This is a genomic window from Pontibacter saemangeumensis, assembly GCF_039541895.1.
Classification (GTDB): Bacteria; Bacteroidota; Bacteroidia; order Cytophagales; family Hymenobacteraceae; genus Pontibacter; species Pontibacter saemangeumensis.
On the sequence record NZ_BAABHC010000039.1, the window covers coordinates 50,951 to 76,617 of the forward strand.

Sequence of the window (25,667 nt, forward strand, 5' to 3'; positions counted from 1 at the left end):
GCTTATGCAAGAAGTTGTTTTAGACTTATTGGCATATAAGATAGTTGCATATAAAAAGCCGTCTTCTATGAAGTCCTGCTATGCCGAAAAGCTAAACGAAGGCCACTCTGATACAAGAGAAAAGGAATAAGTTAGGAAAGGGCATCCTTAACATCCGCGTCACACCCCGAACTCAAACATCACAACTTTAAAACTTATACCATTATCAATTGAAAAATGCGCAATGAAGCTGTTCAATATTTTGTGCGCAACTTGAACCCACCCCTAACCCCACCTCGGAGGAGAATTTCCAGTAAGTGTATAAAATTGGATGCGCACGAACCAGCTGATACTGTTATTCGATACTGAGCAAGACTAAAACGCAAAAGAGCCGGGTAAAATACCCGGCTCTTTCAGCGTTAAACCCTATTAGTTATTTGTATGCAATTACTCTTTGATCATCTTGATGTACTGGGTCACGCCGCCCACCTGCGCCTTGATGATGTAGAGGCCCCGCGGCAACCCTGCGTCCAGCCGCAGCTTCTCGGTGGTGAAGCCTTTCTCCACCTGCACCCTGCGCACCAGCAGCTGCTTGCCCACCGCATCGGTCACCGTGATGAGCGCCTCGCCGGCCGTCTCGGAGGCGATGTCGAGCGTCACCTCGTCGTGGAACGGGTTAGGGAAGGCGATCACCTGGCTGGCCACGCTGCCGAAGCTCACCGCCTTGGGACCGAAGTACTCGTGCGTGCCGTTCGTGTCGAGCTGCTTGAGGCGGTAGTAGCGGGTGCCGAACTTGCCGTTCTCCTTGTCAGTGAAGGCGTACTCCTGCCTGGTGCTGGCGTTGCCGTTTTTGGCCGGCACGAACGTCAGCTTCCTGTAGGTGAAGCCGTCCGTGGACACCTGCACCTCGAAGCCTGCGTTGTCCTGCTCCATGGCCGTCGCCCACTCCAGCAAAACGTTGTTGCCCTGCTTGCTGGCGTTCAGGTAGATGATCTCTACCGGGAGCGGGGTGATTTCACCTGTCACAACACTTGTCGCATTATAACAGTTGGTTCCGTCATTCATTGGTTTGATATCGACTCTTGCATTAAACGCTCCTTCCTCAACTGACTCTATAGTGAATGAATTGGTGTTTGAGGTAACAGTGTTAGTCGCTGCTAATCTCCAGGCGCCAGTTTCTTCGTCCCCTATATACCACTCATACACTACTTGTACACCATCTTTTATGTCAGTAAAGGCAGTGAAAGTAGCCGACTCGTTGACCATGACAGGATCTGGATTAACTTCCATGGTAGCGATTATCGTTGCTATTGGATTAACTGTGAGTGCAACTGCTTCAGAGGTGATACTTCCGCATGCACTTGTACCAGTTATACGCACACTGTAGTTAGCTTCATCAGCCTCCGTTGCAGAAGGTATTGTGTAGCTATTCGCGGTTGCACCAGGAATCACAATTCCTCCTTTCAACCATTGGTAAGCAATATCTGTACCCGTCGCAGTTACATTAAATGTAGCTCCCGTACCGGCACAAACATTCTGTGCTAAAGGTTGAGCAGTGATGGCAGGCGGCGTATTCACATTGAGTGCTACTGCATCAGAAGTTAAAGTTCCGCATGTACCAGTTACACTTACACTGTAGATTCCTGCATCTGCTGTAGTCACCGCTGGTATGGAGTAAGTGGCGGAAGTTGCACCACTGATTATGTTTCCTCCTTTCAGCCATTGGTAAGCTACATTAGTTCCGGTGGCTGCAACATTAAAGGAGGCTCCCTGACCTACACAAAGCGTTTGTGCAATTGGCTGAGCGGTTATTCTTGTTAAAGGATTAACCACCAGAGTTACCTCATTTGATGTTTCAGTCGCACCACAGGCTGAAGAAGCAGCATTACTTACAGTTACATAGTAGTTGCCGGCATCAGTTGTTGCTAAGTTAGCTATAGTGATAGCATTTGTTGTAGCACCGCTTATCTTACCTGTGCTATTTACAAGCTGTGTTGCGCTACCAGCCTTGTACCAGGCATACTGTAGATTAGTACCCGTAGCATTTACACTCATGGTTACACTACCTGCTTCACACATCGCTGCAGGTGCTGCAAGAGCCGCTGTAATATCAGCAGGCTGGTCAATGGTAATGGTAATGGGAGTTGTAAGATTTTGCTTCTTAGTACATTTAGAATCGGCATCAGCAAAGGTATCAAAGGCTGAAGAATAATTCAGGTAAACCTGATCTCCATTCTGGAACTTGCTCCTTGGTTCTTCAATGCTTATAGTAGAGCCACTCGCACCAGTAGTTGTCCTCAATAATATATCGGCTACTCCACTGCGTTTTATATACCAATCTACTCTAACATTAGTAGCATCCCAACCTACGGACAAGGCTCCCAAATTTGCCGTAAGCGTTACGTTGCTTTGATCAGTAGGATTATAACACCAAGGAGCTACAGGACTCAGGGTCATAGTATATCCTCTTGGCTCGCTAAAGTAAATTCTGCTGGAAAGGATATTAAAGTTAGCAGAACAAGTAGTAGTACCTGGATTCTTAGGGCTTACCCAAACCGCTACCCAATCCGTGGCAGAAAGTCCTGCAAAGCCTCTGGTTCGGGCATCATTTGATATACTGCTGCCATCCGATTTGCTGCGAGTCCATCCATAGGTAAATGAATTCACTTTACTATCTTGGCCATCATTCTCATTCACTTTTGCTCCATTGCCAAGAATAACCTTTGCCTCAAAAAATCTGTAGGCTTGCTGCTTGATTATAGCAGGCGTGTTAGCAGGAACATATGCCGGGTTATTGATATAGTCTGGATTTGGAGCAGGGTCCTCATCATCAGCTACTACCTGGCCTTGAGCATTTAGCGGTTGACCTTGCGCATTCGTCATGTAAGGATATATAACCCCTTCGATGTCGCGGTATACTTGGGCTGTATAATCCGTATTCTCCCCCCTACAAACCGGGAAGTTGTTTGTTGTAACAACCACGGTATATGTTGACGGTACTACGGTAACTGTTTTTGAAACAGTACTTGTACAGCTTCCGGTTGTGCGGGTGTATGTAATCGTATGGGTTCCTGGCCCGGCTGTGCAAGGGTTGAATGAATATATCCCATTGCTCAAAGTAACTGCACCACTCTTCGAAGAACTAAATACACCTCCTGTTGGTAAAGCTGTTAATGCAACACTGCTCTGACCTGTATAGAAGGTATTGGTACTGGCAATCACTCCAGTGAAGGCAACTGGCTGATTCGGGTTCACCGTCACGGTGAATGTCCTTGGGGTGCCCGGGCAGCCGTTGGCCGATGGCGTCACCGTCACGGTGGCTACCACTGGTGCCGCTGTCGTGTTGGTGGCCGTGAAGGCTCCGATGTTGCCCGTGCCGCTCAAGCCGAAGCCCACGTTAGCCGAGGAGGTCCAGCTGTAGGTGGTCCCCGCCACAGGGCTGCCGAAGCTGATGGCCGCACCCGACGCCCCGTTGCAAAGCGTCCTGCTGGCAATCGTGTTCACCGTCGGCGTCGGGTTCACCGTCACGGTAAAGGTTTGCGGAGTGCCCGGGCAGCCGTTGGCCGATGGCGTCACCGTCACGGTGGCTACCACTGGTGCCGCTGTCGTGTTGGTGGCCGTGAAGGCTCCGATGTTGCCCGTGCCGCTCAAGCCGAAGCCCACGTTAGCCGAGGAGGTCCAGCTGTAGGTGGTCCCCGCCACAGGGCTGCCGAAGCTGATGGCCGCGCCCGACGCCCCGTTGCAAAGCGTCCTGCTGGCAATCGTGTTCACCGTCGGCGTCGGGTTCACCGTCACGGTAAAGGTTCGCGGAGTGCCCGGGCAGCCGTTGGCCGATGGCGTCACCGTCACGGTGGCTACCACTGGTGCCGCTGTCGTGTTGGTGGCCGTGAAGGCTCCGATGTTGCCCGTGCCGCTCAAGCCGAAGCCCACGTTAGCCGAGGAGGTCCAGCTGTAGGTGGCCCCGCTCACTGGACCGCCGAAGACAATGGCCGCGCCCGCTGCGCCGTTGCAGTAGGAGGCGTTGGCGATGGTGTTCACAGTAGGCGTCGGGTTAACCGTCACCATTACACTCTGTTCGCTGCCTGCGCAGCCGTTAGAAGTTATAGTATATAGATAGGTTACCTCTACAGGTGCACTGGTAGTGTTTACTAATGTTTCATTTATAGTAGCTCCTGTACCACTTGCTGCTGCATTAGCAATACCTGCCACAGCCGCACGTGTCCACCCGAAAGTAGGGGCTGGCAGACTTGTTGTGGCTGTTGTGGCTGTATAAGTAAAAGGTGCGTTGCTGCAAACTGCTACTTCCGTAGTTGTATTATTTAATACAGGGCTTGGGTTAACACGAACGTTTACATATTGAAGGGCACTCTCGCAGTTGTCTGGAGTTGTGATCCTGTAAACATAGGTAACCTGAAGTGGCATTGATGTTGTGTTGACCAATTCTTCAGATATTGCTCCTACACCACTGGCTGGTGCATTGCTTATACCCGAAACCGCGGCGCGTGACCAAGAGTAAGTAGAACCGGCTGGCGCGTTGCTGGCTGGAGTGTAAGAAAAGGTTGTGCCGCTACAAATAGTTTCCACCACTGTTGCTCCACTTGCACTTGTTAATAGCAGTTCGGGTTTTACTGATATGTGAACTGTTTGAGGACTTACATTAGTACAGCTACCGACACGAGCTATTCTGCGATACCATCTGTCAGCAGTATGCGCACCTAACTGGGCTTGGGAAAGATTCAAACCTGTTGCATCTTTCAAAATAGTGAAGGTTACATTATCTTCACTCACTTCCCACTGATATGTAATCGGACCTACGCTTGATGTTGCTTCGCTACCAACAATTTCTGCAGGCACAGCATTGTAACATACCTCCTGATTACCATTATCGATACCAACAATATTGTTACCAACCACTGTTTCCTGTACTGAAATAGTAGCTGATGTACTTTCACAGGTTGTATTATCGTACTTTACCACTACATAATATGTTCCGACAACGCCTACATTAGTTATTCTGGTATCCGCTACTTCTACTGGGCCACCGGATTCAGCTCTAAACCACTTGTAAGAAGCGCCGGCAACCTCTGCAGCAGACAACAAGGCCGTACCAGGCGAACAGAAGTATGTAAACTGGCCTTGTGTAATTGTTGCGGTAGGTGCCGGATTAACTTTAACTGAAACTATATTGCTATAGGATTCGCAGTTTCCGGATGTAACTTTTCTTCGGTAGAATGTAGTGCTTGCACTTGTTACGGTTCTGGCTTCAGGCTGTAAGTCCTCTCCGGTGTTACCGTTGGCACCAACAGCAGGTGTCCAGTTGCCATTTCCTGTAGAACTTTGCTCCCAAACATATGTTACCTCCTGACTACCTGCAACAGCTGTTGCACCATCCAGTAACGCAATATCAAAGCCGGAGCAAACATTTTGATCTTGTGTGTTAATAGTGTTATCCTCAATGGCTGGTGTAACAGTAATTGCTATAGGATTTGAAACTACTGTACACGCACCTGCACTTACAGTTCTGCGGTAGTATATTGTACCGGCTGTAGCAGTTGAAGGGGAATAAGTAGCTGAGGTAGCCACCTGAGACCAGGCACCTTCATCACCGGTTACACTCTCTTCCCATATAAAGGATCTTGTAGCAGTACCACCGCCGGAAACTGTAGCTGTTAGCGTTGTAGATGCCCCATTCTGGCAAAGCTGTGTGTTACCAGCAGTTATAGCACCTTGTGAAAGTGCAGGTGTTACGGTGATAGTTACAGTTCGTGTGGTAGGGCAATTAATTGTAGTAGTACCTGAGGTATATGCATTACTACCTGTAAGAGTATAAGTAGTAGTTGTAGTTGGAGTGACATCAATGCTACTACCTGTTGTACCGGCGGCAACACCTGTACCAGACCACACATAAGAATCTGCTCCACTTGCTGACAATTGCACTGTCTCGCCCGCACAGATAGCTATTTTGCTGGCACTAAGTAAAACATCAGGCCTTGCATTAACCGTGATGGTCTTAGTAACTGCAGGACTTGGTTTGCCGCAAACATTATAAGATACTACTGAAAGTTCAACTTCTCCCGGCTCCCCAAAATTAATACGAGGGTTTCCAGACGTTTCACCTGAGGCTATTGATGCATCTCCGGAGACTATAGTCCAAAGATAGGAGTCAATATTTGGTCCGGTTTCAATAGTGAATGCAGTAGAATTTGATGTACTTCCGCAGATTGAGTTTGGCCCATTGATAGGACGTGAAAAGAGTGCTGTAACTGATTTTGCAAATGCTGCAGATACGCCATTGCTGCTGGCAGGAAGAGGGTTTGTAACAATTACACTCTTACTTCCAGAAGTAGTAAATGCAGACGATGGTATTACTGCTGTTATAGTGGTTGCGCTATTAACAGTTACTGAACTTGCTGCAACCCCTCCGAAGGTAACTGCTGCCCCAGAGACAAAATTTTGACCTGTGATGATGACTTCTGTATCAGGGTCTCCAATGGATAAACAACCGCTTACAGCGCTTATAACTGGCTGCTTATTGTTTACTGTAAAAGCTGTGCTGGTTGCGGCGGTTAACCCACTGCTTGAAGCAACTAATTGATAGCCAACTCCTGCTGCATTGATGCTTGCACCTGTGAAGGTAACTATACCATTCGATATGGTAGCTGTACCAGGTGTAAGCGCTCCGGTTAAGGAAGCATTGGCAGCTCTGGTAAGCGTGACGGTGTTTGTAGCATTAGTTACTGTGTTGTTAAATTGATCCTGAATAACTACCTGAGGTGCTGGTGTGATTGCTGAACCTGTTTCCACAGTAGATGGCTGTGTAACAAAAGCAAGTTTTCTTGCAGCACCGTGTGTCATCGTCAGGTTAGCAACAGTCCTGTCACTTCCTAATCCTAAAACTTTGTTATTGGTTTCTATAAAGACGGTACCTGCTGAAGGAAGGGCAACAGCACCACTAATAGGCTGCACTTGAATCCCACTAATAGTAATGGTTTCATTACTATTACCATTATTATCATATGTGATACCGAAAGTAAGTGTCTTATTGTCAGAAGATACGGACGGCCTAATAATTCTACCACTAACTATGTTACCTCCTGAACTGCTTAATGCTACAGTAGTCGCACTGCTGGGGTCAAACCTCCAGTTACCATTAGTTCTGATTACAAAGCTATTTGTATCAAAGTCTTTTCCGCCTTCTTCGTTTATCACCACATTACCAATAGAGACAAATGCGGGAGAAGCTCCATTGGCTGCTTGGTCTACAGTAGCACTACGATCAACTGGTGCAGGAAAAATTGTAGCCCACACATAAAGCGAGGTCGCCAGAAACAATAAGAAGGCACCTGCCGGAACAGTGTACCTCTTCGTACTCAGAAAATGAGCAATCAATTTTGTAAAATTCTTTTGCATAAAAACAGGGTTAATAGGTTTGGGTTTAAAAGCTTGTTATGTCAGGGTTTGATAGAACTTTAAGCTTATCAGATAAAACAAAAGCAATGAACAGCTTCACGTAAGGGCACAAAAAGGACTGGTAATGTAATTTTTGCCTTTATCAAAGGACACTTATTACATTACTGGCAGGTATAGAGGCTATCTATCCAGGTTAGTTAGGCGGAAAAGAGGGCGAGTTCAAGTAATGTTTGTTGCGACAAAACCACATTTTAAAGTTTATCATTAATATTTTGAGCTTTCACGATAGTCTAACCAAGCTATATTTAACTTTTTATATATAAAACTTAGCTATTAGAGTACATGTACCTTCAAAAATTAATTTTGTTACAACAAAGAGTAAAAAAATACTGCAAAATCATGCAATTAAAAACACCTTAATTCATAAAGTATTGTAAAAGAGGCATATTACTGTTTTATTGGCGAGCTTCTTACGTAAATAAAATAAGATATATTTTACCTATAGCAGCAATCCGAGCCATCTTCTGTCATTCAGATACTCCTGCGCTTAAAAGTTAAAAAAACTCCCCTAACCTCCTGAATAGAGAATTGTCTTGACACCAGCTATCCCTTCATGGCAGGATCTGACTGATTCACCTGCAATTCAGTCTTGGTAAGCCTTAAGCTGAAGGCACAGAAAACCTAAAGAACAGCTATCGCTGCTCTCTCTTAAACAGGTGTCACATGTATTTCCACACAACGATTCAACTTTATATATAAAGTATACTATACTCCTGTGCCGAAAGCACTTTATATGAAAAGAGGGCAGTTGCATTTCAGCCATGAAGCAGATCCAGCGCCTGCGTAACAGGATGCAACATGAAAGACAAGTGCGCCTGCTGAAGGGATATGACGAGGGTGCATCTTAAACGTTAAGACGTATGTACCAATCTCCAGGCGACCTACCAACGCAAAAGAGCCGGGTAAAATACCCGGCCCTTTCAGCGTTAAACCCTATTAGTTATTTGTATGCAATTACTCTTTGATCATCTTGATGTACTGGGTCACGCCCCCCACCTGCGCCTTGATGATGTAGAGGCCGCGTGGCAGCCCTGCGTCCAGCCGCAGCTTCTCGGTGGTGAAGCCTTTCTCCACCTGCACCTTGCGCACCAGCAGCTGCTTGCCCACCGCGTCGGTCACCGTGATGAGCGCCTCGCCGGCCGTCTCGGAGGCGATGTCGAGCGTCACCTCGTCGTGGAAGGGGTTGGGGAAGGCGATCACCTGGCTGGCCACGCTGCCGAAGCTCACCGCCTTGGGACCGAAGTACTCGTGCGTGCCGTTGGTGTCGAGCTGCTTGAGGCGGTAGTAGCGGGTGCCGAACTTGCCGTTCTCCTTGTCAGTGAACTCATACTCCTGCCGGGTGCTGGCGTTGCCGTTTTTGGCCGGCACGAACGTCAGCTTCCTGTAGGTGAAGCCGTCCGTGGACACCTGCACCTCGAAGCCTGCGTTGTCCTGCTCCATGGCCGTCGCCCACTCCAGCAAAACGTTGTTGCCCTGCTTGCTGGCGTTCAGGTAGATGATCTCTACCGGGAGCGGGACAACATCCTCATTGGTTAAAACAAACTTGGAACATTCCACCGCATCCGTCCTGAGCACTTCCACCATCAATAAGAGTTCAGGGTTATTTACATCGACTATGACTGGGTTTCCGGATAGGTCCGCTCTTCGGATCCACTCTAATTCTCCCGCCGCATTCGTGGCGCCTTCATACCATAGGTAGGCAGGGTTATCTCCATAACTTTCAGCGTACTGTAATGCTTCCACCTCCCATTGAGTCATCTCATCATCAACCCACGTAACTTTAAGGTCACCAAAAGTGGTTGCAGGCTCAGTGATTGTAATAGTGGCACTACCTCCCATTGGCTCAGAGCAGGCGGGAGCTGTGGCATATGCTGCTATAACGGTATAGGTCCCTTCGGTGGTCTGAGCCGTAAACTCCAAAGCCCCACCTGTACCGGGTTTTGTCTCGACTACATCCGTTCCGCGCATTAAAGTGTAGTTTACCCCTTGTTCAGAACCAGTTAATCCAACAGGTATACTTTCAGGGACATTCGCGCAATATTCGCCACTGCCTGTCATTGCAAATGTGGTGAGGTTCCTTATGGTGAGGTTACCTAAGTTTATTCCCAGCCCAGCTGGTGAACATGAATTTGATACGGAAACACTGACAGGGTACGTACCTGCTGCTCCTGTTTCAGCGCCGCTGAAAGAGACTGTGGGCGTGGTGGTGGTTTTGGTAGTGCCTCCCATCGTCCATATATAGCTTAAAGGCGCAGTCCCGCTTACATTCACGTTAAAAGTAGCGGTTCCGCCTGCACAGACGGCCTGGCTTTGCAACTGTGGGTTCGTAGTGGTAGTCACCGGCTGGTTAACCGTCATGACAACAGGCTGTACACTTGTTTGCTTTTCTTTACATTTCTCTGTTCCGATTTTCTCGATATCCGTGCTAAACTCCACAAATACCTGGTCCCCATTCACAAGGTCCGTATCAGCAGCACCCGCTGCCCCCAAAGCAGTTTTGATCTCTGCTGAACTCAGGTAGGCGTTATAGCCGTTGGGTACTGCGGTAAGCGTGCTCACTCCTGACACAGTCTTTATGTCGTATATAGTGCCTCCTCTGCTTAGCCTCCAGGTCATGTTCAGGTTAGACGCCGCCCAAGGAAAGGCGCTATCCAGAAATGCCGTGAACACAGTGCTTGCCCCTTTACAGATAGTATTAGGTGCGGCAGTTATGGTCATCTGGTAACCTGCCGGCTCGGCTATAAACATCGGGTTAGACAACTGCCTCGTTATTGTTGTCACACAGGAGACATTCTTTTTCTGTGTAACATATACCTTAAAGTAATCTGTGGATGATAAACCCGCCTGACCAAAATAATCTCTGTCAGAGCCTATACTATTTGCTTCATTCTTAGTCCATTGATAATTAAAGTCACCAACAGGTTGTTCTACTCCACTTAGTACCACGGGCTGAAAATACCTTGCCGGGAATTGTTTATGGATTGGCTGCCAGCCTGCCGGCAGGTATGGATCATATGCCTCGTTGTAAGTTGTTGTTGTATTTGTCTTGGTGATAAGCGCAGGGTTTTCTTTATAAGGATATATAACCACTGCATCCCGATATACCCGAGCGGTATAGGTAGTATTCTGTCCCTTGCAGATAGGGAATGGAGCGGCTGTAATGATGACCGTATAGGTAGATTGTACCACCGTTACCTGCGCTTGCGCTGTGCTTGTACATCCTGCTGCGTTTATATAAGTATAAGTTATCGAATGTTTTCCTGCCCCGGCCGCACAGGGCGAGAAGGTGAAACCAGCAGCAACGCTTCCGCTCACTCCCTTGCCTGAGAAAGTGCCCCCTGCCTGGGAGGCTGTAAGGGCCACACTGTTACCTGCGGTATAGTAGGTCGCGCCATTGGTTGGAGAGGAGATGGTGACAGGGGTGGGCTGTTTAACAGTCAGCACCACTTGGTCTGTATCCTTGCATCCTGCACCGTTGGTTACCGTGAATTGTAAGGTAACACTTGCGCTGGATACAGAAACCGTAGGGGTCAAAGAGGCCGGATTCGTAATTACTGCAGTACCGGTGCCCGCTACTACATTCCAGACACCGCCGCCCCCGGTCGCGATTCCAGCCAAAGCAAAGGAAGTGGTGGCGCCCTCTGCGCATTTTGCCTGATCATCACCTGCGTTGGCTGTAGGTGGCGAGACTACGGTAACATTGATGTTATCTGTACCGGTGCATCCGTTCTGGTTTGTGATTTCTACCGTATACGCGCCTGCGTTTGCCAGAGTGGCATTCTCAATTACAGGAAACCGCTCTGCTGATTTGAATCCGTTCGGGCCTGTCCAAGCATAGGTATAGGCAGGGTCTCCTGTCGTTCTTAGTTCAATGACTCCTCCCTCGCAAACTGGTTCTACATCATCTGCCACGGTGACCACTGCCGGGTAAACCCCGACAAGGATCTCGTCCGTCACCTGGCAATCTGAATTACCGTTTGTTACGGTGAGTTCGTAGGCATAAAACAGCGTTTGAGCAGTATTATTTACCGGTAAAGTAAGCGTCGGGTTCGGGACGCTTGTGCTGGACAAGGCGTTTGCAGGCGAATCCGCGTTTGCAGGCGACCACTCATATACGTACCCGGCAACTGCCGGCGCTTCTGAACCCAATGCTACCTCCTTACCTGAACAGATAGTCTGGTCAGCACCAGCATTCACATTAACAGGATAGGGGGTTACCGCCACCTCTAATTCAGAAGTCGAGCCGATTACAATACAAGAGTTAATGGCCTTGACAGATATATTCACAGTAGGTGCGGTACTTCCAAAATCAACTGTAATGGAATTGCCGTTTTCACTCTGCTGGTAGGTCGCACCAGCCCCTACTGTCCAGCTATAGGCTTCTGCCCCTATATCATCAACTGAGTAAGTAACGTTCTGTGTGTTCTCGCAAACAGCTACGTCGCCTGTAATTGTCCCCGCATTGTAGACTGGCTGAACAACCACGTCAATAGCATTTGATAAGCCACCGCCCGGTTCCGGGTTGAATACTGTCAGGATAAGAGTCTGTGCATCATCAACATCTTCAGGTAACAAGCTTACGGACAGCGTTTGCGAATCAATAAAAATGAAGTCTCTTTTTTCGTCGCCAATGCTGACCACCGAGCCTCTGATAAAATCAGTACCTGTCACCGTGATGGTGCTCACATTGCTTCCCGCCGTTATACAAGGCGTTACCTCGGTTACAGAAGGAACTTCGTTATTAACAACGAACGGACTGCTTGCTCCCTGAATGGCTGGGCCATAAGAAGCCACCAACTGAAACTGCCCTCCTTCATCAATTACTATATTATTGAACTGCGCTATGCCATTGGTTACCGAGGCTACTGTTCCGCCTGAGCTGATAAGTGCGGTGGCGGGCGTACCGGTAAGCGACAGGCTAACGTTACCTGAGGCGCTGGTTACGGTGTTCCCATACCAGTCCTGTACCTCAACTACAGGATTAAAGCTTTCGTTAGCCTGAACTTCCTCAGGCTGGGAAATAAAAGCGAGTTGGGTTGGTGCGCCGTGCGTCTGTGCAATATTTGCTACCGGAATAGGCGATGTAATGCCCGTTATCTCGATCCCGGTTACAGCTAACAGCACGTCACTGGCAGGCAATACTTCTCCGGATTGTGCCTGTAAGGCCACCCCGCTGATTGTAAATTTATCGGACGCGTCGGTTCCCCCGACAGAGAACGGAATAGAGATTGTCGTTAACGTGTAGCTTATATCGCCATCGTCGACTGTAATTTCAGTATCCGGTGAAACGTTTGTGGTCACACCGGATTGCCTGAATGCCCATCCGGTGGGGGCGGTAATCATGATAGCCCCATCCCCTTCGCTGAAATCATCTAGATCGTTTTCCTCTAACTCGATGGGCTCAAGTTCCGTGAATCCTGCCAAGGGGCCTCCTGGCGCCGTATCCGCAGAAACGAAAACGGATTGTACTGGTATGGGCTTGATGGCTGCCCATATATAGAGAGAGGTTGCTAAAACCAGTAGCAGGATAACAGCCGAAAGGAAGTACCTCTTTAAGTTTGTAGCATGCAAAAAGATCTGAGTAAAGTTTTTTTCCATAAAACAGGTGTGACAGGATAGGATTTGTAAGCTTGCAGGAAAGCTTTCGGTAGGTCTGCAGAAACATCAGATACAAGAAAAGCTGTGAATAGCTTTACATTGGAGGCAAAGAGGCAATGGTAATGTAAATGAAGGCTGCCTTGCTGGCATTACATTACAGGATGGTATAGATGCGATCTAACCAATACTAGGTATTATTTAAATGGAATAAGGAGCAGGATACCGGCTATATGCGGAAGCACACCCGGTTTGTAAATTGGGGGCTATTCCTGTTGTTTTGGGAACATGGCCCTCCACCCGCTTTTGTGTTTCAGAGGCAGCCACTTAAGGTGAATTCCTAAGCGGCCACCCCGTTTCATGGCTATATATTACAATTAATAATAAAAATAAAAATACATTAATGGTCAATCCAGTAATTTCGCTTGTGAACTATCAAAGAAATTGACTGAAGCATCAATTCAGCGAGCATTAAACTTTTTCTATATTCTCTTATCTGCTTATAGTCATGGGCTTATACTTCTGATTGCCTATACATCGAAAAGCAAGGTGCTCCCGTAAAGTCAGCATAGGTTTATTCTTTAGTAGGATATAAAAAGGGATATAGGAGCCTGTAAAAGGTCGCTCAGATGCCTCCTCTTCAAATAGAGATGTCTTACACAGCGGGTTTAGGGATACAATGTCGGCTATGAAAACAAGGTATTAAGGAAGGCAGCAGGCTCCGCAGAAGAGACGCCAAAACTGGAAAAACCCGTTTGCCTCAGATCTCGCTTCTACTACCCTGTCCCCTGCATATAGGATAGCTCCATACGTTTTGTATGAAAGGTGCAGGCGGCGCTATATCGCTGCGTAGCCGCTCTTACGTGTCAGGTAGCTGAACCTGCTAGCACCCTCCTGCCGTAGCGTAAGAAAGTATAAACCATTACCTTTGCACCCTTCACACGAAATAACGAGCATATATGAGCGCCAGAAGCTTAGAGCTATTACTTGAGACAGCTTACGACAGCGGGAACACCCCGGTGTCGGGCGAAGAGGCCGGCAACATTTACCAGGATTTTGAGAAAGCCTATAAAGCTTCCCTCACCTCGGCTGGCAACGTGACTGAGGAAGTCAACTTCCGTTTTGAGCGGCTGCGGCTCGTTATTGCCATCGCCTTTGTGAAGGCTTTCACCCGCCTCTCCCACAACGAGAAAAGCGGGGAGGTACTCGGTGTGCTGCAGGATGCGCTGCAGGCAAAGAGCACAAAAGAGATCGATAAGATCGTGCAGAAAAGGATCGACACCTTCGACAACCTGTACCACGAGATTTTTGTGAACGATCAGCGCGAACAATTGCTCGGGCTCTTTGAGCAGACCCTGGACGCGGGGTCGAAGGAAGAACTGGATGAACTGATATTTGAGGGGCTCGACCTGATGCAGCACGTAGACTGGGACGTGAACTACGACGAACCGGACGACAATGAGCCGCTGAATGAGGATTTCCTGAAGAACCTGTAGCCTGCCGCTAACAGCTGCTGCCATATATAAATCCCTATGGCAGTCGCCTTTCTTTTGCTTTTTTTGATGCAGTTGCTCTTATTGCAAAGATAGCAATAGGTAGCTATTTTATGAACAAGCGCTACCTTTGCAGCATTTCCAATACCGATACCATGATTGACCCGAAGAAGTTGGCCATAAAGGACTTTGTATATGAACTGCCGGAGGAGCGGATTGCCAAATTCCCGCTACCGGAGCGTGACCAGTCGAAGTTGCTCCAATACAGTGCCGGCAAAATTACCGACTGCGCCTTCACCGATCTGCCCCGCCTGCTTCCTCCCCACACCCTGCTGGTGTTTAACAACACCAAGGTAGTGCAGGCGCGGCTGCTGTTTCAGAAAGAGACAGGCGGCGGCGTGGAGGTTTTTTGCCTGGAGCCGGTAGCCCCTTACCGCGAGGTGCAAATGGCGATGCAGCAAACCGGGAACGCCGTGTGGAAATGCCTGGTGGGCAACAACAAGCGCTGGAAGAGCGGCCCCGTACAACTGCGTTTTGATGGCGGGATGCTGCGGGCAGAGCGTCAGGCGCAGCAGGAAGGCCATTTTCTGATACGTTTCACGTGGGAACCTGCGGAACTGACATTCGCGGAGGTGCTGGAGCGCTGCGGCAGGCTGCCGCTGCCCCCCTACCTCAACCGCGACCTCACCCCCGACGACCACACCCGCTACCAGACCATATACGCCAACCAGCAGGGCGCCGTGGCTGCCCCAACGGCAGGCCTTCATTTTACGGAGCGCGTGATGGAACGACTACGGGAGCAGCACATCGACATGGCCTACCTGACGCTGCACGTGGGCGCCGGCACCTTTATGCCTGTGAAAGCAGATGTGATGGAATCGCACGAAATGCATGCCGAGCAGCTCTATATAACCAAGCCCCTGCTCCAGCGCCTGCTACGCCATGTCGGTAACCCCATCATACCGGTGGGCACCACCAGCATGCGCTCGTTGGAGAGTTTATATTGGCTGGGAGCTAAAGTACTGCAACAACCCGCGCTGCCGGTACAGGAACTGCATGTGAGCCAGTGGCAGGCATATGAAGCCACCGAACTCCCCACTGCCGCCGAAGCCCTGCAGGCACTGCTGCACTATATGGAAAGCAAGGCAACCGCCTACCTGCATGCCAGCACCCAGATCATCATCGCACCCGGCTACACGTTCCGCATCTGCCGTGGCCTGATCACTAACTTCCACCAGCCGGAAAGTACGCTGCTCCTGCTGGTGGCCGCTTTGATCGGGGACGATTGGCGCGCCGTATATAGGCACGCCCTGCAGCAAGGCTACCGTTTCCTGAGTTACGGCGACAGTTCCCTTCTGCTCCCGTAGCACCTGGAAATGACCGCGCAGCATGCGCTGCACCTAAGATCGTCCGCAACTCGCACAGCCCTATAGCAGGCAAAACCAGGACTATATATAAACGGCCAGCGTCGCACGAAGCGAAGCCGGCCGTTTATATATAGCTGTGCAACTGAATCTTATATCCCGTTTTCTGAAATAAGGTAAACCAGCGAGGCCATCGCCGCAGCGCCTAACTGCATTTCGCGGCGGTTCACGTTCTCAAATACGTCTATTTCGGTGTGGTGATAGTCGAAGTACCGCTGAGAGTCTGGCTTATATCCGATCAAAGCTACGGTACCCTGGCCTTTCAGCGGACCGATATCGGCGCCTCCGTGCCCGGCGCCCAGATCAGCTAAGCCATAGGGCTCCAGCACCGGCCGCCACGATTTCAGTTTCGCCAACTGGGCAGCGCTGCCTTCCATACCGAAGCCGCGCGGAGTGAAGCCGCCTGCATCCGACTCGATGGCGGCAATATGCTTCTCGCCGTTTGCTTTTGCCACTTCGGCGTATTTGGTGCCGCCGCGCAGGCCGTTCTCCTCGTTCATGAACAGCACGGCGCGCACCGTGCGTTTCGGCTTGATGTCCAGCTCTGTGAACAGGCGCAGCACTTCGATGGCCTGCATGCAGCCTGTGCCGTCGTCGTGTGCCCCTTCGCCCAGGTCCCAGGAATCGAGGTGGCCCCCTACCAGGATGATCTCATCGGGCTTCTCCGTGCCTTTCAGCTCCCCGATCACGTTGTAAGAGAGCACATCAGGCAGCATTTCGGAAGTCATGCGCATATAAAACCGCAGCTCCGGATCATCTTTCAACAGGCTGCTCAGTTGCTCCGCATGCTTGGTGCTGATGGCTGCCGCAGGGATCTTCTGCACGCCGTCTTCGTAGCGCGTGTTACCGGTATGCGGCACATCCTGAATCTCGTTGGCCATGGAGCGAACCAGCACCCCGACTGCCCCCAGTTTAGCCGCTGCCACCGGCCCGCCGCCGCGCTGGTCTACGGCGCCGCCGTACGCCACCCCGGTTTGCACGTGCGTGTTGTCGAACGGGCGGTTGAAAAACACGATCTTGCCCTTCACCTTCTTTTTGCCCAGTTTCTCCAGTTCCTCAAAGTTCTGCACCTCTACCACCTCAGCACTCAGGCCTTTCCTGCCCGTGCCCACCGAGGCGCCCAGGGCGGCAATGTTCATGTCTACCGTGCCCATCAGCTTCGAGTTGTAGACACGCCCGATCTCTTTATCCCCGCGCACCCAGTGCGGCACCATCACCTCCTGCAGGTACACGGTGTCCAGGTCCATTTCTTTCATCACCTGTCGGCTCCATTCCACGGCGGCGGCGGCCTGTGGCGAACCGCTGAGGCGCGCGCCGATCTGCTTGGTGAGGTAGCGCAGGTTCTCGTAGCTTTCGGTGCTTGTGAGGGCTTCGTCATATATCTTCCTGATCGTGACAGAGTCGGTGGTGGCTTTTTGCTGTGCCGTCGCCGGCAGGGTGATGACTGTGACAGCCACCATCAGTAGGTGGCGCAATGGTTTTAACGTAGGCATGTAGTCTTTAAAGTGATATAGCGTGTTTGATTTCAGTATATGGTAGCGGCTTGAAGTTACTAAATTTATGGGAGTCCCTGCAACTGACGCAAAGCTAGCGACTGGTGTATATGGCAAAGGTGGTAAAACACTTTCTATCCTGCGCCGTCTTTACCGCGGTGTTATATATGATCCATGTAAATCAGGTCTAAGATTTTCTCAAAAGGATATATAAACGCTTTGCTCTACAGCATCAGACAGTGTCCGCAGCAGGAACAGAACGCTGGGCAAGGGGCAATTTGGCTCAATACTCAGCAAGCCAAGAACCTCCATTTATCCCCTGCTCCACTAGCATGCCGCCTCCGGAACCCAGTGACTCAGCATGCTATTTGATCCGCATCAGCTTTTCCATGTTCTGTTTGCTAACCGTCAGCAGGCCCACTTCGGGGAGGCGGCTGGTGAGTTCGCGCCAGTTATCGTCCTTTTTATATACCTCGCGCAGTAGCTTGGCGGCTTCCTCTACCTGCCCGCTGTTGGCGAGCCCGATGGCGTGCCAGTACTTCATCTCGAGGTTGTTCGGGAACATCTCCTCAGCCTTTCCATATTCCTGCATGGCCTGCTGCATCTGCCCTTTCTCTATCGCCAGGTCACCAGCGTTCATGTGCTCGTAGGCGCGGTACACCTTCAGCAGGCGGGCCAGTTCGTCCAGCGGCTGCTCGCCGTCATCCACGCGCAGGTCCAGGATGCGGTCGTTCCAGGGTTCGTCGGTTTTCTGCCCCTTCACCACCACCAGCGCCGCCGACTGCCTTCCCCGTATGTCGCCGCCCTCGCGCTCTGCCGCCTGCATCGCCAGCAGCACCCGTTCGGCCAGCGGCTGTCCTTCGCTCCGCTCAAAAGCCTTCGCCATGGCGGGCCACACTTTGTCGGTCAGCATCATGTTGGCCTGCACCGAGAAGTTCTTGCCCGTGATGTGCCCGGCGTAGCGGATGCACTGCTTGCCGGTATGCGTCGCCACGCGGCCCTGCGCATCCAGTATCGCCACCTGCCGCACCTCGCGCGCCTCGTCATCCGCCAGCAGAATGGCCAGCGCCTCCTCCGGCGTTTTGCCCTCTTTCAGCAGCGCCAGCCCGCGCAGGCCGAACGACTTGTTGGTGAAGGACTGGGTGGCCACGATGCCCACACCCGCCTCTACCCACGGCACGGCCGTGCCCACCGAGAACCAGTGGCTCTGCACGCCCACTGCCATCTCGCCCGTTTTCGGGTCGCGGGCAACGATGGAGTACGTATGCGCCAGCGGCTCCGCTGCTTTGTATACCTGCGCCTTTGCCGCACCCAGCGAGGCCAATAATGTAACTCCCATAGCGATTACCGTTGCTTTATACTTTCCCATGTTGCCAATTATACCCTTATATTGCAGTTCCTGCGCCCAATCCACCGGCAACCTTAGCCTTACCGGAGAGTGCTTTCAGATGAGGTTGTTGCACTCAAAACAAATATAAATGTTTTCCGATTAGGAGCGGCAGGTTTAGCCACACAACAACTTCTGCTAAAAATAGCAGTATAACGATATTATATAACCACTACGCACAAGCGGGCGCTTTCCTGCACCTGCACTCATCCCTTCACTCATGAAAAACTCAGTACGAGAAAAAAAACCTTCGCGCATGGCCATGCTTATAGACGGCGACAATGCGCAGCCAAGCCTGATCGTAAAGTTAATGGCCGAGGCTGGTAAATACGGCGCCACCACCATCCGCCGCATCTACGGCGACTGGACCACGCCGCAGATGAACGGCTGGAAAGACTGCCTGAACAACCACGCCATACAGCCCATACAGCAGTTCCGCTACACAGTGGGCAAAAACGCCACCGACAGTGCCCTCATCATCGACGCCATGGACCTGCTGCACAGCGAGTTCGTGAACGGATTCTGCATCGTCTCCTCCGATAGCGACTATACCCGGTTGGCCACGCGTATCCGCGAGGCGGGCATTTTTGTGATGGGCATTGGCCAGCGCAAAACCCCGAAGCCCTTTGTGAATGCCTGCAACGTGTTCATTTTCACGGAGAACCTGACCGATGACATTGACGAGAAGAAAATAGCCGCTGCCACAAAAGAACCCGAAAGCGGCGGCACCGCAAAACAGGCGCCGAACCCGGTGCCGCTCTTAAAGGAAGCCTTTGTAATGTCGGAGGATGAGGACGGGTGGGCGCACCTGGGCGTGATGGGCGTGAACCTGCGCCAGCTCGACCCCAGCTTCGACCCGCGCACCTTCGGCTACGGACAGCTGCTGCAGCTCATTAAGGCGCAGAAGGATCTGTTCACCATCCGGAAAGAGGATGACAAAGGCCCTTCGGCTGTGTATGTAAAACGCAAAGACAAGCCGAAAAGCCGCACCCGGAAAAAGCCGCAGGCAGAAGCCAAAACAATGAAAAAACCAGTCAGCTAATCAATCGCTTCTGGCTGTTACAAGCAACAAAGCTGCGCAGGCCTACTCTTCGAACGCAGATGGGAGGACGAACATAAGCGTGCTTGCGATTTCAGCTGGCGTTGAAGGTTGAAGATAGAGGCCAGTCAATTGCCTCAACCGGGAGTGGGGAGTTATCGTGCGCTGGCGCCGGGTGGCTGCCGGAACCACTTATGAAGCATCTCCGCCAATTTTCTCCACTAGCAGCCTTGCCACTTTTGCCTCGCCTTCTTTCTCTAAACCGGGGAAAGGCTCGACATCCACCAGACTGAACCGGTAGGCCGTCTCGCCCACGGCGGCCGTTACGCTGTGGGTGCTGCGCACGCCGCCGGTGCCACAGGCACCGATGCACAGCTGGATGTTGTCTATCTTGCCCTGGCTGTTGGAGGCCGACAGCACCAGCGCGGCGCTGCCGTAGTGCACACAGGTGGCATTGGCCGGGCAGCGTGAGTCTGTGAGTTGCTGGGCCGTAAGGTGCAGTTTGCGCGGGGTATCCCCGCCGTAAAGCGTTACCTGGTCAAATTGCTGCAGCGTAAACTCCTGCCCGAACTTTACGCCACCCGTTACAATGGAAGCCCCTGCAGGCTGTTCCGGCTCTGTGATGGTTTCGCGCTGGCACTGTAAAAGTCCCAGCAGCAGTAATGGGATATAAAGGTAACTCGTCATCGGGCTTCAGAAAAAAAGGTATATCCGTAGGAGCCTTTTTCATTGTGAATGGTTGCATGCCATGCAACCGCTTTTTATATCCGGGAGCTGCAAGAGCCGGCACGTCGGGATAATCCTCCCACAAAAAACAAGGGGGCACGGCTGTAGCCGTGCCCCCTTGTTAAATCATATAGACGCTCTTTACTCTTTTTCACCCATGGCGTAGGTTATTCCGCCCCATATATGCGGCAGAAACAGGGAGTCGCTGTAGCTTTCCTTGGTATGGCCCAGGCCCGTGTAGAATGCGCGGCCGCCATCGTAGTCGTGGTACCACACAATCGGGTGGTTCTCGCCGTTCTCCCCGCCTTCGTAAGTACTCTCATCCAATGTTGCCAGTACATTTACTTCCGGGTTGATGTCCTTGTAGTTGTAGAGCTCATCAAATAACTCCCAGTCGTCAGGCAGGTGGCTGGTAGAGGGATGGTTTTTATCCTTTACCCTGACAGTGGCATTCTGCTGCTTTGGGTGGCTCAGGAAATAGGCACCAACCAGCTTGTTGTACCACGGCCAGTCGTACTCGGTGTCGGCGGCGGCGTGTATTCCCGCAAAACCGCCTCCGGCCTGGATATACTTCTCAAATGCTGCCTGCTGTACCGTGTCCAGCACATCCATGGTGGTGCTCAGAAACACAACCGCCTTGTAATTCTGCAGCGAATCGGGGTTGAAGTAGGCCGCGTTCTTGGTTGTGTCTACCATAACGTTGTGCTCCCTGCCTAATTTCTGAATAGCTGCGATACCGTCCGGAATGGATTCATGGTAATAACCGCTCGTTTTAGAAAACACCAGGATGCGGGAGGAGTCTTCCGGTTCCTGTTCCGCTACAACGGGCGTTTCTGGCTCGGAGGAAGAGGAGGAGCAGGACTGGGCACTGCAGGCAACCAACAGCGCAAATCCATAAAGAAGCAATTCTTTTTTCATGTGGAGACGTATAGTGTTTACAATCAGATAAGATATAAACTTAGCTTTTTACGCCAACAAATGAAAGCCCCGGGCTATATTGTTTAAACATGCAGTCTGATGGCGCTTTCACCCCCGCTCGGGTCACATTCTGTATGCTTGCCTGGTGTGGAATATGATCAGCAGATGTGGTGTGGTTGGCAGGCTGCTAAAGGATCTTCTTCGCTTCAGGGAGGGCCAGCAGCGCCCACTCGCGGTGCATCTTCCCCGAGTAGTGCAGGCCGTCGCTGGCCACATAGGACAAATTATCGGCCGCCTTTCCTGTCAGTGGTGTGATGTCGATGAACGTGACGCCCGCATCCTGCGCTATTTCCTTCGCCGCCGCATTAAAAGCAGCTATCTCTGCACTGATCTGCTCCCGGTCACGACCCTGCCCGAAGGGTGTGGCGCCCCAGTCCGGGATAGACAGCACGAGCACATTCTTTGGGTTTCCTTTGGCCAGCCGAATGGCCGTTTGCAGCAGGTCGCTGAACTCGGTGCGGTAGTCGGAAAGTGGCAACCCGCGGTACTGGTTGTTCACGCCAATCAGCAGGGTCACCAGGTCGAACGTTGGATCCGGGGCAGCGGCGGCAATGGCGGAGGCCAGCTCGGAGGTGGTCCAGCCGGTGCGGGCAATCGTCACCGGATTACTGACAGCCACACCTTCTGCCCGTAGCATCTCCGCCAGTTGCATGCCCCACTGGTCGGCGGCGGGCACGCTTTCTCCAATCGTGTAGGAATCGCCCAGGGCCAGGTATGTTTTCATTTCATCTTCATTTGAGGTGGGCGTAAGCGCCGGTTCGGGTGCGTCTTCTTTGCAGGCGGTCATGGATATAACTAACAGCAATAAAAGAAAAATGTAGTTACGGTGCATCATCAGGTTCGTGTTTGCTTCCCCTTTATATACTCTTTCAGGAGGCTTGCAGATTGGGGCTGCCCGGAAATTACAGAAACGGACAGTGTCTGTATGCTGCGTTGATGCTGAGGCTGTGTTAATTCTCACCCCTAACTCGCTATAAAAAAGAGAAGGCCCGCTGCATAGGCAGCGGGCCTTCTCTTTTTTATAGGTTATATATCCTCCAGTATCACCGGAGTTATATATGATTAAAAAACCAGGGCCTTATATATAACGGTTGATCAGGTTCTCGAGGTATTCCTGTCTTCCGCTCTTCACCTGCGGCTCACCGTTCTCGATGGCGAACTGGCGCAGGTCCTCCAGCGTCAACTGGCCTTCTTCAAACGCATTTCCTTTTCCGCTGTCGAATGAGGCGTAGCGCTCTTGGCGTACTTTCCTGTAATCAGAGTTCTGAAGAACCTTGTCAGCAGTGATCAGCGCCCTTGCAAACGTGTCCGCGCCGCCTATATGGGCGTAGAACAGGTCCGCCGGATCGGTGGAGTTTCTCCTGATCTTGGCGTCGAAGTTCACACCGCCGCCTTGCAGGCCACCGGCTTCCAAGAAGATCAGCATGGCCTCTGTCAGCTCGTTCAGGTTGTTCGGGAATTGGTCGGTGTCCCAGCCGTTCTGGTAGTCACCGCGGTTTGCGTCCACAGATCCAAGCACACCGGCATCAGCGGCCACCTGCAGTTCGTGCTGGAAGGTATGGCCGGCCAAGGTAGCGTGATTCACCTCGATGTTGATTTTGAAGTCACCTAACAGATCATGCTCACGCAGGAAACCGATCACGGTGGCGCAGTCATAGTCATACTGGTGCTTGGTTGGCTCCATCGGTTTCGGCTCGATGAAGAAGGTGCCTTTGAAGCCCTGCTTGCGGGCGTAGTCTTTTGCCGTGTGCAGGAAACGCGCTAAATGCTCTTGCTCGCGCTTCATGTTGGTGTTCAGCAAAGTCATATAGCCTTCACGACCTCCCCAGAACACGTAGTTTTCACCGCCCAGGGCAATGGTAGCGTCCAACGCGCCTTTTACCTGCGCGGCTGCATGGGCCAACACATGGAAATCCGGATTCGTGGAGGCGCCGTTCATGTAACGCTCGTGCGAGAATACGTTGGCCGTACCCCAAAGCAGTTTCACGCCGCTTTCTGCCTGCTTCTGCTTGGCATATTCCACCATGGTCTGCAGGCGCCGGTCGTTTTCAGCGATGTCGTTGCCATAGTCCACCACGTCCACATCATGGAAGCAGTAGTAGGGCATCCCCATTTTGGTGATGAACTCAAACGCGGCATCCATTTTCGCTTTGGCGCGCTGGATCACGTCAGAGCTCTCATCCCAGGGGAAGTGCATGGTAGCGCCTCCGAAAGGGTCAGAACCATTGGCGTTGAAGGAGTGCCAGTAAGCCACCGAGAACTTGAAATGCTCTTTCAGGGTTTTCCCGGCCACTACTTTGTTCTCGTCGTACCAGCGGTACGCCAGCGGGTTGTCCGACTCCGGCCCCTCGTATTGTATCTTTCCTATACCTTTAAAAAATTCTGTGTCTCCTATCAGCGGATTTGCCATAGCTTTAAAGTTTAATTGTAGTTGATTTATTTCCTGTTTAGTTGATCCAGCAGCAGCGATTTCCACTCCTGGTATATAGGTTCGTATACGGCAGTTGCCTGCGGTTCTATCAGCTTCACCGGCCTGAAGTTGCTGAAGGCCTCCTCGGGCGAGCCAAACACCGTGGCACCGATTCCGGCGCCCAGCGCTGCTCCCACGCTTCCGTCATTCATATATAACTCTACCGGCACGCCCGTGGCATCCACGAAAGCCTGCGCAAAGAGCGGGCTCAGGAACAGGTTGGCCTGCCCGGCACGTATCACCTGCGGGTTCATACCGTTTTCGCGCATGATATCCAGGCCGTAGCGGAAGGCGAAGACGATTCCCTCCTGCACCGCCCGGAAAATGTGCGCCTGCGTGTGCAGGTTCAGGTCGATGTTGAGGAAGTGCGCTCCCACGATCTTGTTGTTCAGCATACGCTCTGCCCCGTTGCCGAAAGGCAGGATGCGCAAGCCGTCGCTGCCGATGTTTACCTGCTGCGCTGCCTCGTTCATAGCCGCATAATCAAGCCCTGACCCGACGTTGTTTTTCACCCAGCTGTTGAGAATGCCGGTGCCGTTGATGCAGAGCAGCACGCCCACCCGCTTCTCGTTCGTTTCGTGGTTTACGTGGGCGAAGGTGTTCACCCTCGACTGCGGATCATATACCAGTTGGTCGCTCACGCCATATATAACGCCGGAGGTACCCGCCGTGGCCGCCACCTCGCCGGGCTTCAGCACGTTCAGCGAAAGCGCGTTGTTGGGCTGATCCCCGGATTTGTAAGTAACCGGAATGCCTGCTTTCAGACCTAATGCGCCAGCTATATCCTGCTTCACTTTGCCGTGCTCCGAGAACACCGGCCTGATCTCCGGGATCAGTTCCTTATCGAACTTAAAGTACTGGATCACATCCTCCGACAGCGCATCCTGCTTAAAATCCCAGAACACGCCTTCCGACAACGCCGAGGGGCTGGTGGTGATGTCGCCGGTGAGCTTCATGGCTATAAAGTCGCCGGGCAGCATCACTTTATATATCCTGCTGTAGGTTTCCGGCTCGTTGTCCTTCACCCATGCCAATTTAGAGGCCGTGAAATTTCCTGGTGAATTCAGCAGGCGCGACAGGCTCTTATCATGGCCAATGGCATCGAACGCCTTGTTGCCGATCTCCACGGCGCGGCTGTCGCACCATATAATGGAATCGCGCAGCACGTGCTGCTCCCTGTCCACCACCACCAGGCCGTGCATCTGGTAGGCGATGCCGATGGCGCTGATGTCCTGCGGGTTATAGCTGCCGCTCGCGTTTGCTTTGGCGATGGCTTTTTGGGCGTGCTCCCACCACATCTCCGGCGACTGCTCCGCCCAGCCGGGCTTCACGGAGGTGATCGCACTTTCTTTGTCGGGGTACTGCGCGGCGGCTATGGTTTGCTGCGTCTGCGCATCCACCACCGAGACTTTGATGGAGGAGGTACCTATATCAATTCCTAATAACAGCATGTTCTCTATGGTTTGAGCAGCTTATCGATCTGTTTTCACTTCTTCTTTTCGGGATGGCGCCCGCTTTTATGCCAACGTTGGCATAAATTTGAAAACTTTTATTTATATTCACAAGTGTTTACTTACTTATTCTTTTTCGGTTGTGCCAGCCGGCCCTGGCGG

General features: G+C 51.6%; 12 protein-coding genes. 3 read left to right on the top strand and 9 right to left on the bottom strand.

The window, feature by feature from the left end:
• Positions 1 to 426 precede the first annotated feature (426 nt).
• Positions 427 to 7,389, bottom strand: coding sequence for a PKD-like domain-containing protein (locus tag ABD920_RS22735; protein ID WP_345162680.1), 6,963 nt, complete (start codon positions 7,387 to 7,389; stop codon positions 427 to 429).
• A 1,014-nt stretch (positions 7,390 to 8,403) separates the two neighbouring features.
• Positions 8,404 to 12,873, bottom strand: a complete 4,470-nt coding sequence (locus tag ABD920_RS22740; protein ID WP_345162682.1) for a T9SS type A sorting domain-containing protein — start codon at positions 12,871 to 12,873, stop codon at positions 8,404 to 8,406.
• 1,130 nt (positions 12,874 to 14,003) lie between these two features.
• On the opposite strand from ABD920_RS22740, the gene ABD920_RS22745 reads away from it, so the two are divergent.
• Together ABD920_RS22745 and ABD920_RS22750 are read left to right on the top strand one after the other, a co-directional pair.
• Positions 14,004 to 14,540: a hypothetical protein gene (locus tag ABD920_RS22745; protein ID WP_345162684.1), complete on the top strand. Its 537-nt coding sequence runs from the start codon at positions 14,004 to 14,006 to the stop codon at positions 14,538 to 14,540.
• A 110-nt stretch (positions 14,541 to 14,650) separates the two neighbouring features.
• Positions 14,651 to 15,904 (top strand): S-adenosylmethionine:tRNA ribosyltransferase-isomerase, encoded by a 1,254-nt coding sequence (locus ABD920_RS22750; RefSeq protein ID WP_345162686.1) that lies wholly within the window; start codon positions 14,651 to 14,653, stop codon positions 15,902 to 15,904.
• Positions 15,905 to 16,053: 149 nt separating this feature from the next.
• Here ABD920_RS22750 and ABD920_RS22755 read toward each other — a convergent pair whose 3' ends face one another.
• Positions 16,054 to 17,454, bottom strand: a complete 1,401-nt coding sequence (locus ABD920_RS22755; protein WP_425568684.1) for a M28 family peptidase — start codon at positions 17,452 to 17,454, stop codon at positions 16,054 to 16,056.
• A gap of 364 nt (positions 17,455 to 17,818) precedes the next feature.
• The gene (locus tag ABD920_RS22760) at positions 17,819 to 18,793 is read right to left on the bottom strand and encodes a DUF1028 domain-containing protein (RefSeq protein ID WP_345162688.1); all 975 of its coding nucleotides are present in this window, start codon (positions 18,791 to 18,793) and stop codon (positions 17,819 to 17,821) included.
• A 304-nt stretch (positions 18,794 to 19,097) separates the two neighbouring features.
• On the opposite strand from ABD920_RS22760, the gene ABD920_RS22765 reads away from it, so the two are divergent.
• A complete protein-coding gene (locus ABD920_RS22765; RefSeq protein ID WP_345162690.1) occupies positions 19,098 to 19,883 on the top strand; it encodes an NYN domain-containing protein in 786 nt (261 codons plus the stop codon).
• Positions 19,884 to 20,072: 189 nt separating this feature from the next.
• Here ABD920_RS22765 and ABD920_RS22770 read toward each other — a convergent pair whose 3' ends face one another.
• The 5 genes from ABD920_RS22770 to ABD920_RS22790 form a co-directional block, all read right to left on the bottom strand.
• The gene (locus tag ABD920_RS22770; RefSeq protein ID WP_345162692.1) at positions 20,073 to 20,567 is read right to left on the bottom strand and encodes a hypothetical protein; all 495 of its coding nucleotides are present in this window, start codon (positions 20,565 to 20,567) and stop codon (positions 20,073 to 20,075) included.
• A 180-nt stretch (positions 20,568 to 20,747) separates the two neighbouring features.
• Positions 20,748 to 21,524 carry a ThuA domain-containing protein gene (locus tag ABD920_RS22775; protein WP_345162694.1) on the bottom strand — a complete coding sequence of 259 codons (777 nt, stop codon included), beginning with the start codon at positions 21,522 to 21,524 and terminating at the stop codon, positions 20,748 to 20,750.
• Positions 21,525 to 21,711: 187 nt separating this feature from the next.
• Positions 21,712 to 22,371, bottom strand: coding sequence for an SGNH/GDSL hydrolase family protein (locus ABD920_RS22780; RefSeq protein ID WP_345162696.1), 660 nt, complete (start codon positions 22,369 to 22,371; stop codon positions 21,712 to 21,714).
• Positions 22,372 to 22,662: 291 nt separating this feature from the next.
• A complete protein-coding gene (xylA, locus tag ABD920_RS22785; RefSeq protein ID WP_345162698.1) occupies positions 22,663 to 23,994 on the bottom strand; it encodes a xylose isomerase in 1,332 nt (443 codons plus the stop codon).
• Between the two features lie 26 nt (positions 23,995 to 24,020).
• The gene (locus ABD920_RS22790; protein ID WP_345162700.1) at positions 24,021 to 25,505 is read right to left on the bottom strand and encodes a xylulokinase; all 1,485 of its coding nucleotides are present in this window, start codon (positions 25,503 to 25,505) and stop codon (positions 24,021 to 24,023) included.
• Positions 25,506 to 25,667 lie beyond the last annotated feature (162 nt).